Origin of the sequence: Pseudomonas sp. WP18 (assembly GCF_036689585.1) — a bacterium.
Classification (GTDB): Bacteria; Pseudomonadota; Gammaproteobacteria; order Pseudomonadales; family Pseudomonadaceae; genus Aquipseudomonas; species Aquipseudomonas chlororaphis_E.
In genome coordinates this window covers 1,701,975-1,715,091 of the sequence record NZ_CP144758.1, presented here as the reverse complement: position 1 = coordinate 1,715,091, position 13,117 = coordinate 1,701,975, and the positions used below count along the sequence as shown (strand labels likewise).

Sequence of the window (13,117 nt, the reverse complement as noted above, 5' to 3'; positions counted from 1 at the left end):
CGACACCGGTCAGCGGCGTTCGATCGGCTCGATCACCTGCAACGCCAGGTTGCCCTTGTGGGAACCCATCTTGACCTTGAAGGCCGGTACGCCGTTGGCGCGCATGATCATGTCTTCCGGCATTTCGACGGGAATGATGTCCCCCGGCTGCATATGCAGGATGTCCCGCAGACGCAACTGGCGTCGGGCGACCGTCGCACCGATCGGCACGTCGACATCCAGCACGTCCTGGCGCAACGCGTTGATCCAGCGTTCGTCCTGGTCGTCGAGGTCCGATTGGAAACCGGCGTCGAGCATTTCTCGCACCGGCTCGATCATCGAGTACGGCATGGTCACGTGCAGGTCGCCGCCACCGCCATCGAGCTCGATGTGGAAAGTCGAGACCACGATGGCTTCGCTCGGGCCGACGATGTTGGCCATGGCCGGGTTCACTTCGGAGTTGATGTACTCGAAGTTCACTTCCATGATCGCCTGCCAGGCCTCCTTCAAGTCGACGAAGGCCTGTTCCAGCACCATGCGCACGACCCGCAGCTCGGTCGGGGTGAATTCACGGCCCTCGATCTTGGCATGACGGCCGTCGCCACCAAAGAAGTTGTCCACCAGCTTGAACACCAGCTTGGCATCGAGGATGAACAAGGCGGTGCCACGCAACGGCTTGATCTTCACCAGGTTGAGGCTGGTGGGTACGTACAGCGAGTGTACGTATTCACCGAACTTCATCACCTGTACGCCACCGACGGCCACATCGGCCGAGCGGCGCAGCATGTTGAACATGCTGATGCGGGTGTAGCGGGCGAAACGCTCGTTGATCATTTCCAGCGTCGGCATGCGTCCACGAACGATGCGATCCTGGCTGGTCAGGTCATAGCTTTTGACGCTGCCCGGTTCAGCAGCATTTTCGGTCTGCACCAGGCCATCGTCGACACCATGCAACAGCGCATCGATTTCGTCCTGGGACAACAGGTCCTGCACGGCCATGTCGTGTTCCTACTGCAATACGAAGTTAGTGAAGAGCAATTGTTCGATCACCACTTTGCCCAGCTCTTTCTGAGCCACTTCCTGGACGCTGGCCGTGGCTTTCTGGCGCAACATTTCCTGGCCGACAGGGGTGGCCAGGGTGTCGAAATTCTGTCCGGAGAACAGCATCACCAGGTTGTTGCGGATCAGCGGCATGTGCACCCGCAGGGCCTCCAGGTCGGCCTGGTTGCGCCCCATCAGGGTGATGCTGACCTGCATGTAGCGCTGGCGGCCATTCTGGGTGTAGTTGGCGACGAACGCAGGCGCCATGGATTCGAAAATGGCCGGTTGCTTACCGACGGGGGCGGCTTCGGCCACGGGAGCCGGCTTGCTCTGGGCTCCATGCATGAAATACCAGGTAGCCCCCACGGACACCCCGATCGCCAACAGCAGACCCACCACGATCATGATGATCATCTTGAGCTTGCCCTTGGTTGCCGGGTCTTTTACAGCTGCTGCTTCACTCTTCGCCATGCCAATAATCCGTCACTAATCGGGGGGTTCACGGTTGCCTGGCAAGGCAGGAGCAAGTGTTATGCCAGAAGCAATTTACGCCACCCGAAAACAACTGTGGGAGCGGGCTTGCTCGCGAAGGCAGTGCGTCAGATGACATGATTATCAACTGGCACACCGCCTTCGCGAGCAAGCCCGCTCCCACAAAAGGTTACCTCATCAGGTCAGGCGTAGTAATCGACCGCGCTGCTGCCGATCACACTGGTCGTACTGGCTGCAACTTCGGCCACGCCAGCCGGCAGATGCTCATCCACCGACGCATCCGCTCGACCGCCCGATGAGGTGGTACGTCCGGCCTGGGCCTGCTGCTGGGCCGGCTGGTCCTGGTTGGGCGATCCTCGGGACTGATCGGACACGTTGACGTCAACCTGCCCCATGCCCTGCTGGGTGAAGCTGTCCCGCAGGCGGTGCAATTGGCCTTCGAGGGCTTCGCGAACGCCCGGGTGAGCACTCATGAACGTGACCTGGGTCTGCTGGTCCGGCACCATGTTCACGCGGATGTCCAGTCGACCGAGTTCGGCGGGTTGCAGCTGGATGTCGGCCGCCTTGAGATTGGCGCTCGACAGGTACATCACCCGGTTGACCACCTCTTCGGTCCAGCCATTCTGGTTCATGGCAATGGGCTGGTTGACCGGCACCGCGTTGGCTGTCTTCGGCGTCGCCGCCTGGGTCAGGGCCGCCAGGCGATTGGCGAAGTCGTCGACCCGGGTGTCGCTGGCCGCACTGGTCAGGTCCTTGAGGCCCTCGTTGATCAAGCCGCCAAAAGCCTTTTCACCGCCCTGGCTGCCAGGGTTGGTGCTGTCCTGGTCAGCCTGCACGGTGAGCATGCTCGCCATGCCGGCGGCGAAGGTTTGCGCCGACGTCGGCTCGGCATCAAGCGCCGCCGGGGCGGCAGCCTTGGGCTGGGCCTGGCTGGCGGCGGAAACATGACCACCCTGCTCCATGGCCAGCCGCAAGGCAGGCATCGCGTCGAGCGGGTCGGCTTGGGGATCGAACGCAGGGTCCGTCGCCGGGTCCGCAGGCGGCGTGGTCAGCGCCTGCGAGACAACTGGAGCCACTACCGCAGCGGCCACCTGGGGATCCGCCGCCACCACTACTGGCGCGGGCTCCGGCGCAGTCGTCACCACGGGCGTGGTGACCTCCGGCAGCAATGTCGGATCAACCGGCGCAGCGTCAGCCACTGGCGCGTCGGTCGAATCTGCGGCGTCATCGCTCGCGACCTGGTCGTCGGCATCGGCGGGTTTGTCCGCGGGCAAGGGTTTGCCGCTATCGGCAACCGTCCGCTCGGGGGCGGCAGCGGTTTCGTTGCCGGCGTCCTTTTTGACGGTGTTATCGGAAGACTTGTCGCGCATCGGTTTTACCAACGGTTCAGGGGCAGCCGATGACTTGGCGGGCGCCTGACGGGCGAAGACCTGAGCGAAGCTGGAGGCTCTATCCCCATTGTCCGGGGCCGCCGCCGGTGAATTGACGGCTGCCTGGGGCTTGGCCTGGGCAGTGGCCTGGAGCAGCGTATTAGGGGTGACAGGCATGAACATTCTCTCCGCTGCACTGGATTCATAGGTACAGTCGGACAAGACAATGCAAGGGGCGGGCCAACGCTTGAGTGGCTCGTAGATCTCAGCAGTGGAAGCCTTCGCGCTCTTCCCGGCAAAGATTGCGGACATGGGCAAATTCGCTGTCGATTTCGCTGACCAGTTTTTCGATACCCCCCAGCGAAGGCTGTTTGGCACGCTGTTCCAGCTCACCACACAACTCGGCGAGGCGAATGGCTCCCATGTTACTGCTGCTGCCTTTGAAGCTGTGGGCGGTGGCGCTCAGTTTTTCAGCGTCCCGGGCTTCATGCAGCACGCGCAAACGCGCCTCGGAGTCGTTGAGGAAGGTATCCAGCAGTTCCAGATAGCCCTCTTCCATGACTTCCTTCAACGTGCTGAGCACGTCGCGATCCAGATGAATCTCACTCACTTGTTCGCTCCCTGATCAAGAATGACCCGATTATGCCAGAGCCTCCCAGAAAAACTCCACGCGTACACTACGACCATCGTCTGACCAACGGGCCTGATGGCTCAGCTGACGCACCAGGCTTACGCCGCGCCCGGACAACCGATCACAGTCCACGGGCCGTGCCAACACCCGGGCAACATCGAAACCTTCGCCGCTGTCCTCGACCTCGATAACCAGACGGCCACCGTCGCCGTTTGGCGTGACGTGCAGATGAACCCGCACGTAACCGGCGCTCAACTCATCCAGACGCGTATTGCGATCGTTGTAATAACGTGCAAATCCTGACGCGTCGCGCTTGAGGTCCGAGTCGAGCCCCAGCACCCCGTGATCCAGAGCGTTGGAGTAGAGCTCCGACAGAACACTGTAGAGGGCGCCACTCTGCGCCCGAAGCCCATGGACCTCAAGCAGTAACTGCAGCAGATACGGCATCGGGTTGAAGCGCTTGAGCGTCTGCGCCCGGAACTCGAAGCTCACCGACCAGTCCAGCGGGCTCGATTGACCGCTATCGGAATAGACCGGTGGCGGCGGGTTGAGTTGCGTCGCGGCGACCAGGCTGACCTCGACCATGCTGAAATCGTCCCGGGCCTCACCGCGAAAGTCCCGCAGGGCCTGCTGGATGTCCTCGAACAGCAGGTCTGGCTCACGGTTGGCCGCGAACACCTGCTGCAGACGCTCCACGCCGAACAATTGCTCGTCATCGTTAGCGGTGTCGATCACCCCGTCGGACAGCAGGAACACCCGGTCCCCCAGGGACATGGGGTGCACTTCGGTGCGGTCGTCGAACAGCTGCGGCGAGAGTACACCCAACGGCAGGTGCCGCGCCGGCAGCGGCGTGCGCGCCCCGCTCAGGCTGTCATGCAGGTAGCCATCGGGCATGCCGCCGTTCCAGACCTCCACCGTGCGCCGTTGGAAGCTCAGGCACAGCAGGGTCGCGCAACAGAACATGTCCACCGGAAGGATGCGTTTGAGCTTGGCATTCATCTCCCGCAGGATCTGCGCCAGGCCGTAGCCCTTGGCGGTCATCCCATAGAACACTTCGGCCAGCGGCATCGCACCGACCGCCGCCGGCAACCCATGCCCGGTGAAGTCCCCGAGCAGGATATGCATGTCGCCGGCGGGGTTGAACGCGGCCAGCAACAGGTCGCCGTTGAACAGGGCATAGGGCGATTGCAGGTAACGGATGTTCGGCGCGCTCAGGCAGCCGGAGTGGGCGATCTTGTCGAACACCGCCTTGGCGACGCGCTGCTCGTTGAGCAGGTAGTCATGGTGTCGGGCAATCTGGTCGCGCTGCTCTACCACTGTGGCCTGCAACCGCCGCAGACGGTCCATGGCCTTGATCTTGGCGGCCAGGATCACCTGGTTGTAGGGTTTGGCAAGAAAGTCGTCGCCGCCGGCCTCCAGGCAACGCGCCAGGCCTTCGCTTTCGGTCAACGAGGTGAGAAAAATGATCGGGACCAACTGATCCCCGGCCAACTGCTTGATTTTCTGCGCGGCCTCGAAACCATCCATGACGGGCATCATCGCATCCATCAGCACCAGGTGCGGGCGCTGCTCCAGATAGACCTCGACCGCTTCGGCGCCATCGGCGGCAGTGAGCACCTGATGCCCTTGGCGGCGGACGATGGTCGACAACAGCAGGCGGTCAGCGGCACTGTCCTCGGCAATCAGGACTGTCAGTGATTCGGCGGCGGACAACATGGCTGTATCAGGCTTTGCCCGAGGATTGCCCTGCCTGCTGCCGTCCCTCCGCCGACTTGTCTTCTTTCGGGCTGTTGATATCGAACAGCTTCTCGAAATTGGAGATCGCGAGGATCTTGCGCACATCCGCGCCGCAATTGATGACACTCACGTCGGCGTCCTCGCCGCCCGCGTAGTCGCGCAGCAACAGCAGCATGCCCAGCGCGGAGCTGTCGAGGTAAGTGGTGTCTTTCAAGTCCACGACATAGCTATCAAGCTGTGCATTGAGTGTTTCGTACTTCTCGTAAGACTGCCGAAACTCTTGATGGAGCTTGAAATCGAACCGCCCCTTGACCGAAATCGTCAGCTTTTTTCCATTGCTCGATAATTCGGTAAAGACTTGTATCGCTTGAGCTTGCATAGCTGGCTTCCCTGTCATGGACATACGTGTACAAGGTTTAGCACTTGGTCGAAGCCTGAGCAAGGTTTCACAGCATTCACTCTAAAAACTCCATGATCAGTACGGATTCTGTCGCGGCAGGCGCTGGGACAATTCATCCAGCAGCTTTTGCTCGCGCTTGTCTTCCAACTGCCGTGCTTCATCGATATAGCGTTGCACCAGCTTGCGCAGGCCTTCGACCCGGGCAAACGCCTCTTGCCAACTCTGGCGGGCCTTTTCCAGATTGTTCTGGTGCCAGACCAGGCTTTGTCGTTGCTGGTCGATCGCGGTGCCCAATTGTGCAAGAAACCCTTGGTAACCCAGCAGCCATTGCCCGGAGACACCGTGGCTGCCACGGGTGATCCACTGTTCCTGGTATTCGAGGCGAAAGTTTTCCAGGTCGGCCAGCTTACTTTCGGCAACCGCCACCTGGCCCTGGAAATAGGCCAATCGCTGGACGGCGGTTTTCTCGGCCTTCTCCGCCATCTCGACCACTGGCGCCAGACGCGCCGCACGACTCGTGGCCATGATCGGTTACCCGCCGGCGATCGGCGTGAAGATACTTTCCAGGTGCGCTTCGCTGGCGCCCAAGCCAATGTTGTCGTTCAGGCTCTGGCGCAGGTAGACGGACATTGCCGGGTAAAGATTGATGGCGATGTCGGTCTCGCGATCACCGCCGGGCACGTAGGCGCCCACGCTGATCAGGTCCCGGCTCTGCTGGTAGCGCGACCAGTACTGCTTGAACTGCTGGGCGCGCTTGAGGTGTTCGGTGCTGATGACCGACGGCATGACCCGGCTGATGGACGCCTCGATGTCGATGGCCGGGTAATGCCCTTCCTCGGCCAGGCGCCGGGACAGCACGATGTGACCGTCGAGCACACCCCGCGCCGAGTCGGCGATAGGGTCCTGCTGGTCGTCGCCTTCGGACAACACGGTGTAGAAGGCGGTGATCGAACCACCGCCCTTCTCCGCGTTACCGGCGCGCTCCACCAGTTTCGGCAGCTTGGCGAACACCGACGGTGGATACCCCTTGGTGGCCGGCGGCTCGCCGATGGCCAGGGCAATTTCCCGCTGGGCCTGGGCGAAACGGGTCAGCGAATCCATCAGCAACAGGACGTTCTTGCCCTTGTCGCGAAAATACTCGGCGATACGCGTGCAATACATGGCCGCCCGCAGGCGCATCAACGGCGCATCGTCCGCGGGCGATGCCACGACCACCGAACGCTTGAGGCCTTCCTCGCCGAGGATGTGCTCGATGAACTCCTTCACCTCGCGGCCCCGTTCGCCGATCAGCCCGACCACGATGATGTCGGCTTCGGTGAAACGGGTCATCATGCCCAACAGCACACTCTTGCCCACGCCGGTACCGGCGAACAGACCCAGGCGCTGCCCGCGTCCTACCGTCAATAAACCGTTGATGCAGCGGATGCCCACGTCCAGTGGAACGCTGATGGGGTCGCGCTTGAGCGGGTTGATCGTCGGGCCGTCCATCGGCACCCAGTCTTCAGCCTTCATGCCGCCCTTGCCGTCAAGAGCCCGTCCGGCACCGTCCAGCACGCGCCCGAGCATGCTCATGCCCATGGGCAGGCGACCGGTATCGGCCAACGGCACGACACGTGCGCCCGGAGCGATCCCGGCCACGCTGCCCACCGGCATCAGGAAAACCTTGCTGCCGGCAAAGCCCATGACTTCGGCTTCAACCTGCACCGGGTGATAACTGTCGTCGTTGATCACCATGCAGCGACTGCCCATGGCCGCGCGCAGGCCTTCGGCTTCGAGGGTCAGGCCGACCATGCGCAACAGGCGCCCTTCGAGGATCGGTTGGCCGGCCAGTTCGGTCGCCTCGGCGTAACTGCCCAGGCGCTTGCCGAAGCTGGTTCGCTCAAGGCGCATCGCGGTCGTCCGCTGTCGTTGCAACCGGTTCGACGCCTTCGAGGTCGATACCGGCGGCGCCCTTGGGTTCGTCCGGCAACTCCAGGCTCAAATCGCTGGGGGCCGGGTGCAAGGCTTGCTCGTGCAATTGGTCGAGCAACTTGGCCATGACTTGGTTGATGCGCGTCTCGACGGTCGCATCGATGCGGCTGTGCTCGGTTTCCACCCGGCAACCGCCCGGCAGCAACGACGCATCCTCGACGATGCGCCAGGTTTCTTCGTGGCGCTCGCGCAGGGCTTTGACCAGTTCGAAATCCTGGGGATTGATGTACAGCCGCACATTGCCCACGCCCAACGGCAACAGCTTGAGGGCTTCACGCATGACATGCTCGATCTGGCTCGAATCGATCGCCAGTTCGCGCTGAATCACCTGCCGGGAAATATGCTGCACCAGGTCCACCAGGGACTTCTCGATCTGGGTGTCCTGTTCGGCGATCGGCTCGAACAGGTTGACCATCAGCGATTCCAGCGCCCGGAGCTTGGCCGTCAGCGCCACATCGGCTTCCTGGCGAACCTTGAGGGTGGTGCTATGGAAGCCTTCCTTCTCGCCGACGGCAAAGCCTTCGTTATAGGCTTCCTGACGAATGCTCTCGACTTCCTCAAGGGTCAGCGGCTGGACTTCCTCCAGCGGTACTTCCTCGATTTCCGGCAGTTCTTCCACCGGCTCCGGTTCAGGCTCGGGCACATGGGGATCGAAGCTGGGCAGCGACCAGACGTCGAAACCACCGACGTCCCGGGCGCGGATCAGGTCGCTGGGTGACTCATCGCTCTTGGCAGACATAACGACCTTAGATCATCTCTTCGCCGCCCTTGCCACCGAGCACGATCTCTCCGGCTTCGGCCATGCGGCGGGCGATGGTAAGGATTTCCTTCTGCGCAGTTTCCACGTCGCTGACGCGCACCGGGCCCTTGGCCTCGAGGTCGTCGCGCAACAGTTCCGCCGCCCGTTTGGACATGTTCTTGAAAATCTTTTCCTTGACGCCTTCGTCCGACCCCTTGAGGGCCAGGACCAGCACATCGGAAGACACTTCGCGCAACAGCGCCTGGATGCCCCGATCGTCGACGTCCGCCAGGTTGTTGAACACGAACATGAGGTCTTCGATCTGGCCGGACAGGTCTTCGTCGAACTCGCGGATCGAGTCCATCAGCTGGCCTTCGATCGAGCTGTCGAGGAAGTTCATGATGTCCGCCGCACGCTTGATACCACCCAGGGTGGTGCGCGAGGCATTGGAGTTGCCCGAGAACTGCTTCTCCAGAATCTGGTTCAATTCCTTCAGGGCCGCCGGCTGCACGGTGTTGAGCGAGGACACCCGCAGGATGATGTCCAGGCGCACCTTGTGGTCGAAGTTGCCCAGTACTTCACCGGCCTGGTCCGGGTCGAGGTAAGCCACCACGATGGCCTGGATCTGCGGGTGCTCGTAGCGGATCACGTCGGCAACGGCGCGCGGTTCCATCCACTTGAGGCTGTCCAGGCCACTGGTGTTGCCACCCAGCAGGATACGGTCGATCAGGCCGTTGGCCTTGTCCTCGCCGAGAGCCTGGGTCAGCATCTTGCGCACGTAGTCGTCGGAGCCGACGCCCAGGCTGGTCTGGTCGCCGACGATGTCGACGAACTCGCTCATCACCTGTTCAACCTGCTCGCGATGCACATTGCCCATCTGCGCCATGGCCACGCCCACGCGCTGGACCTCCTTGGGCCCCATGTGGCGCAGCACCTGGGCAGCGTCGGTCGAACCCAGGGACAGCAGCAGGATCGCGGCTTTGTCGACCCGGGACAATTTGGCAACAGCGGCTCGATTATCACTCATCTGCGTTAATCCACTCTTTCACGACCTGGGCCACACGACCCGGATCTTCTGCCACCAGACTCTTGATGGCGTTCAACTGTGCGTCATAGCCTTCGCTCGGGCTTGGCAGCAGAATGCTCTGCGGCCCGCCAAGGCTGACGCGATCGTTAGCCAATTCGCCATCCAGGCCGCCCATGCCGCCCAGTTCTACGTCACCCAGGCCTGCCAACTGCTTGCTCTTGCCGCCGCCGGTAATGTTGTTGAGCACCGGACGCAGCACGCCGAACACCAGGATCAGGATGAACAGCACGCCCAATATCTGCTTGACCACATCCCAGAACCAGGGTTGCGAATAAAACGGAATATCGGCGATCACTTCCCCGCGCTCCGAAGAGAACGGCACGTTGATCACGCTGACGCTGTCGCCGCGGCTGGCGTCGAAACCGACGGCGTCCTGCACCAGGCGGGTGAAACGCGCCAATTCGTCGGCGCTCCAAGGGGCACGGCTGGTTTCGCCGTTGGCCGGATTGACCTTGACCTGGTCGTCCACCACCACGGCAACCGACAGGCGGTTCAACCGGCCCTGCTGTTGCTTGGTGTGACTGATGGAACGGTCAAGCTCGAAGTTCTTGGTCGACTGCTGACGCTTGTCGGCCGGGTACGGCGCCAGCATCGGCTGGCCAGTGGCCGGGTCCATGATCTGCTGGCCGTTGGCGTCCACCAGTGGCTGGCCTGGCTGCACCATGCCGGCGGCACCTGCGGCACCTCCCGTGGTTTGCGGCGCGCTGGCCGGCGATGGCGGCTGGTTGCTCAGGGCACCCGGCACGCCTTGCGGGCCATTGCTGGCGGTACGTTGTTCATTCACCGACTGCTCGCTGCGCAACGCCGGCTGGTCCGGGTTGAACTGCTCGGAAGTCGACTCGACTGCACTGAAGTCCACGTCGGCCGACACTTCGGCCTTGTAGCGGTCGTTACCCAGGATCGGTTGCAGGATGTTGTGCACCCGCTGGGTCAACATGCCTTCCATGCGGCGGCTGTAGTCGAATTGCTTGCCGGCCATGGTGAGTTCGGAGTTTTCCGCCTGGTCGGACAGCAGATTGCCTTTCTGGTCGACCACGGTGATCTGCGATTTGCTCAGTTCAGGGACGCTGGTGGACACCAGGTTGACGATGGCCAGGACCTGGCCAGGCTCGAGGGAGCGGCCGGCGTACAGCTCAACCAATACCGACGCACTCGGCTTGCGCTCATCGCGCACGAACACCGAGCTTTTCGGGATCGCCAAGTGCACACGGGCGGCCTTGACGTTGTTCAGGCTGGAAATGGTCCGTGCCAGCTCACCTTCCAGGCCGCGACGATAACGGGTCGCTTCCATGAACTGGCTGGTGCCCAGGCCCTGGTCCTTGTCGAGGATCTCGAAACCGATGTTGCCGTCTTTTGGCGTCACGCCCGCCGCGGCAAGCTTGAGGCGCGCACGGGCGACATCGTCGGCCTTGACCAGCAAGGCACCGGAATTGGGTTCGACGGTATAAGGAATGTCGGCGGAAGACAGCGTCTCCATGACTTGCTTGGCATCCATGCCCTCCAGACTGCCATAGAGGGGACGGTAGTCCGGCTGCTGGGACCACAACACCACGGCAAAACCAATCGCCACGCTGGCAGCCAGGCCGACCAACAGGCCAACCTGACGCAACATGGTCATCTCGGAGAGATTTTCCAGGAAGGACAAGCCGAACAGCGGCGGTTTGCCGTCTGGTGCGGTGGCCTTGGCTGGAACGTTATCTACGGCTGCTTCTGCCATGACTCAATAGTTTCCTTAAACCGGCATCTGCATGATGTCTTGATAGGCTTGAACCAGTTTGTTGCGAACCTGGGTCAACGCCTGGAACGAGACACTGGCTTTCTGCGAAGAGATCATCACGTCTGTGAGGTCGACACCACTTTTGCCCATTTCAAAAGCACTGGCTAATTGGTTCGACGCCTGCTGGGTATCGTTCACTTTATTGACGGCCTGACCGAGCATGTCGGAAAAGCTGCTGCCACCCACCTGGGGGACCGCGACCGACTTGGGCTGCGCCATGGCGTCCATTTGCATGGCCCGCATGTCCAACATCAATCGATTAAATTCAATACCTTGGCTCATGGTCTACTCTCTTTGGCGGCCCGCATTTTTTTGACACTTACTCAGCGGGTACCCAGGTAGTAGCAACAAGGGTGCCAGCTCGATGACCGCAATAAACAAATGAGTGGGAGCAAGCCTGCTCGCGGAAGGGGTGGGCCAGACAACATCTGTATTGTTTGACCGAGCGCTTTCGCGAGCAGGCTCGCTCCCACAAGTGAATGACTGGTTTACACGCCTCAACTGGCGAACAGGTAGGCCTCTACGTCCATGCCGGCGTCGCGCATTTGCGCCAGCTTGTAGCGCAGTGTGCGAGGGCTGATGCCCAGGCGCTCGGCGGCTTCCTTGCGGCGGCCGCGCTCGGCCCGAAGGGTGTCGATGATCATCTGGAATTCACGCCGGCGCAGGTCATCTCCCAGGGCGCCGGCCGACTCGCCTTCCACTTCGACCGCAGGCGCCGCAGCCACGGTTGAAACCACTGACAAGGCCGGCAATGGCGCGCAGGCCACCGGGCCGGCCAGGCAGAAATCTTCCGGCTGGATCACACCACCCTGCTGCAGGATCAACGCCCGCTGAATGGCGTTATCCAATTCGCGGACATTGCCCGGCCATGGATAAGCGATCAGGCAAGCCTGGGCCTGCGGAGAAAACCTGGCGGCCGCGTGCTTCATTTTATTGACGTGCCTGGCCAACAGCCGCTCGGCCAGCGGCAGGATATCGGCGGTGCGCTCGCGCAGCGGGCGCCAGGCCAGCGGAAAGACCGACAGGCGGTAATACAGGTCCTCACGAAAACGCCCCGCCGCCACTTCGCCGGCCAGGTCGCGGTTGGTGGTCGCCACCACGCGGATATCCAGGCTGATGGGCTTGCGTGCCCCCACCCGCTCCACTTCCCGCTCCTGCAACACCCGCAATAACTTGGCTTGCAGCCCCATGGGCATCTCGGAAATTTCATCGAGCAGGATCGTGCCGCCGTCGGCCTGCTCGAACTTGCCCGCCTGGGCAGCGATGGCGCCGGTGAACGAACCCTTTTCATGACCGAACAGCGTAGCTTCGAGCATGTTGTCGGGAATCGCCGCGCAGTTGATGGCGATGAACGGCTCGTTGGCGCGGTGCGATTGCTGGTGGATATAGCGCGCCAGCACCTCCTTGCCGGTACCGGACTCCCCGGAAATCAACACGGTCGAATCACTGCGCGCCACCCGCGCGGCCAGCTCCAGCAACTGGGCACTGGCCGGCTCGATGGCCACCGGCCCTTCGCGTTCGGGCCCGAGACTGCCCAGCGCATGGCGAGCCACCAGGTCCAGCAGCGCCTTGGGCTCGAATGGCTTGACCAGATAATCGGCGGCCCCCTGGCGCATGGCATCCACCGCGCGCTCGACAGCACCGTGGGCCGTCATCAGCAGCACCGGCAGTTGCGGCTGGCGGACACGTAACAGGCCCAACAATTGATGGCCGTCCATGCCCGGCATATTGACGTCGCTGACCACCAGGCTGAACGCCTCCCGTCCCACGGCCAGCAACGCCTCTTCCGCCGACCCGACGGAAACATGATCATGCCCGGCCAGCATCAGCGTATCGGCCAGCGCTTCGCGCAGGGCTCGATCGTCTTCAACCAGCAGTACTTTGGTCGCCATG

At 62.1% G+C, this 13,117-nt stretch carries 12 protein-coding genes and 1 pseudogene; all 13 read right to left on the bottom strand.

Features of this window, described 5'->3' with window-relative positions; translation table 11 throughout:
• Positions 1–9 precede the first annotated feature (9 nt).
• Positions 10–978, bottom strand: coding sequence for a flagellar motor switch protein FliM (fliM, locus tag V5F23_RS07530; protein WP_003184019.1), 969 nt, complete (start codon positions 976–978; stop codon positions 10–12).
• Between the two features lie 9 nt (positions 979–987).
• Positions 988–1,491, bottom strand: a complete 504-nt coding sequence (gene fliL, locus V5F23_RS07525; RefSeq protein WP_042729111.1) for a flagellar basal body-associated protein FliL — start codon at positions 1,489–1,491, stop codon at positions 988–990.
• A gap of 203 nt (positions 1,492–1,694) precedes the next feature.
• Positions 1,695–3,059 carry a flagellar hook-length control protein FliK gene (locus tag V5F23_RS07520; protein ID WP_338497886.1) on the bottom strand — a complete coding sequence of 455 codons (1,365 nt, stop codon included), beginning with the start codon at positions 3,057–3,059 and terminating at the stop codon, positions 1,695–1,697.
• Between the two features lie 88 nt (positions 3,060–3,147).
• Positions 3,148–3,492: an Hpt domain-containing protein gene (locus V5F23_RS07515; protein WP_042731736.1), complete on the bottom strand. Its 345-nt coding sequence runs from the start codon at positions 3,490–3,492 to the stop codon at positions 3,148–3,150.
• A gap of 30 nt (positions 3,493–3,522) precedes the next feature.
• On the bottom strand, positions 3,523–5,229 hold the full coding sequence (locus tag V5F23_RS07510; RefSeq protein WP_042731735.1) for a fused response regulator/phosphatase: 1,707 nt from the start codon (positions 5,227–5,229) through the stop codon (positions 3,523–3,525).
• Positions 5,230–5,302: 73 nt separating this feature from the next.
• A pseudogene (locus V5F23_RS07505) lies at positions 5,303–5,614 on the bottom strand (STAS domain-containing protein); the annotation flags it as partial.
• 111 nt (positions 5,615–5,725) lie between these two features.
• Positions 5,726–6,175, bottom strand: a complete 450-nt coding sequence (gene fliJ, locus V5F23_RS07500) for a flagellar export protein FliJ (protein WP_042731734.1) — start codon at positions 6,173–6,175, stop codon at positions 5,726–5,728.
• A 6-nt stretch (positions 6,176–6,181) separates the two neighbouring features.
• Complete coding sequence (fliI, locus tag V5F23_RS07495) at positions 6,182–7,540, bottom strand: flagellar protein export ATPase FliI (RefSeq protein ID WP_042731733.1); 1,359 nt, start codon at positions 7,538–7,540, stop codon at positions 6,182–6,184.
• Positions 7,530–8,360, bottom strand: coding sequence for a flagellar assembly protein FliH (fliH, locus tag V5F23_RS07490; RefSeq protein WP_123578557.1), 831 nt, complete (start codon positions 8,358–8,360; stop codon positions 7,530–7,532). Before fliH ends, fliI begins: the two co-directional genes overlap by 11 nt.
• A gap of 7 nt (positions 8,361–8,367) precedes the next feature.
• A complete protein-coding gene (gene fliG / locus V5F23_RS07485; protein WP_024778656.1) occupies positions 8,368–9,387 on the bottom strand; it encodes a flagellar motor switch protein FliG in 1,020 nt (339 codons plus the stop codon).
• Positions 9,380–11,164 carry a flagellar basal-body MS-ring/collar protein FliF gene (gene fliF, locus V5F23_RS07480; protein WP_042731731.1) on the bottom strand — a complete coding sequence of 595 codons (1,785 nt, stop codon included), beginning with the start codon at positions 11,162–11,164 and terminating at the stop codon, positions 9,380–9,382. The genes fliG and fliF overlap by 8 nt, the downstream gene beginning before the upstream one ends.
• Before the next feature lie 15 nt (positions 11,165–11,179).
• Positions 11,180–11,506, bottom strand: a complete 327-nt coding sequence (fliE, locus tag V5F23_RS07475; protein WP_042731730.1) for a flagellar hook-basal body complex protein FliE — start codon at positions 11,504–11,506, stop codon at positions 11,180–11,182.
• 215 nt (positions 11,507–11,721) lie between these two features.
• The gene (locus V5F23_RS07470) at positions 11,722–13,116 is read right to left on the bottom strand and encodes a sigma-54 dependent transcriptional regulator (protein WP_047737636.1); all 1,395 of its coding nucleotides are present in this window, start codon (positions 13,114–13,116) and stop codon (positions 11,722–11,724) included.
• Position 13,117 lies beyond the last annotated feature (1 nt).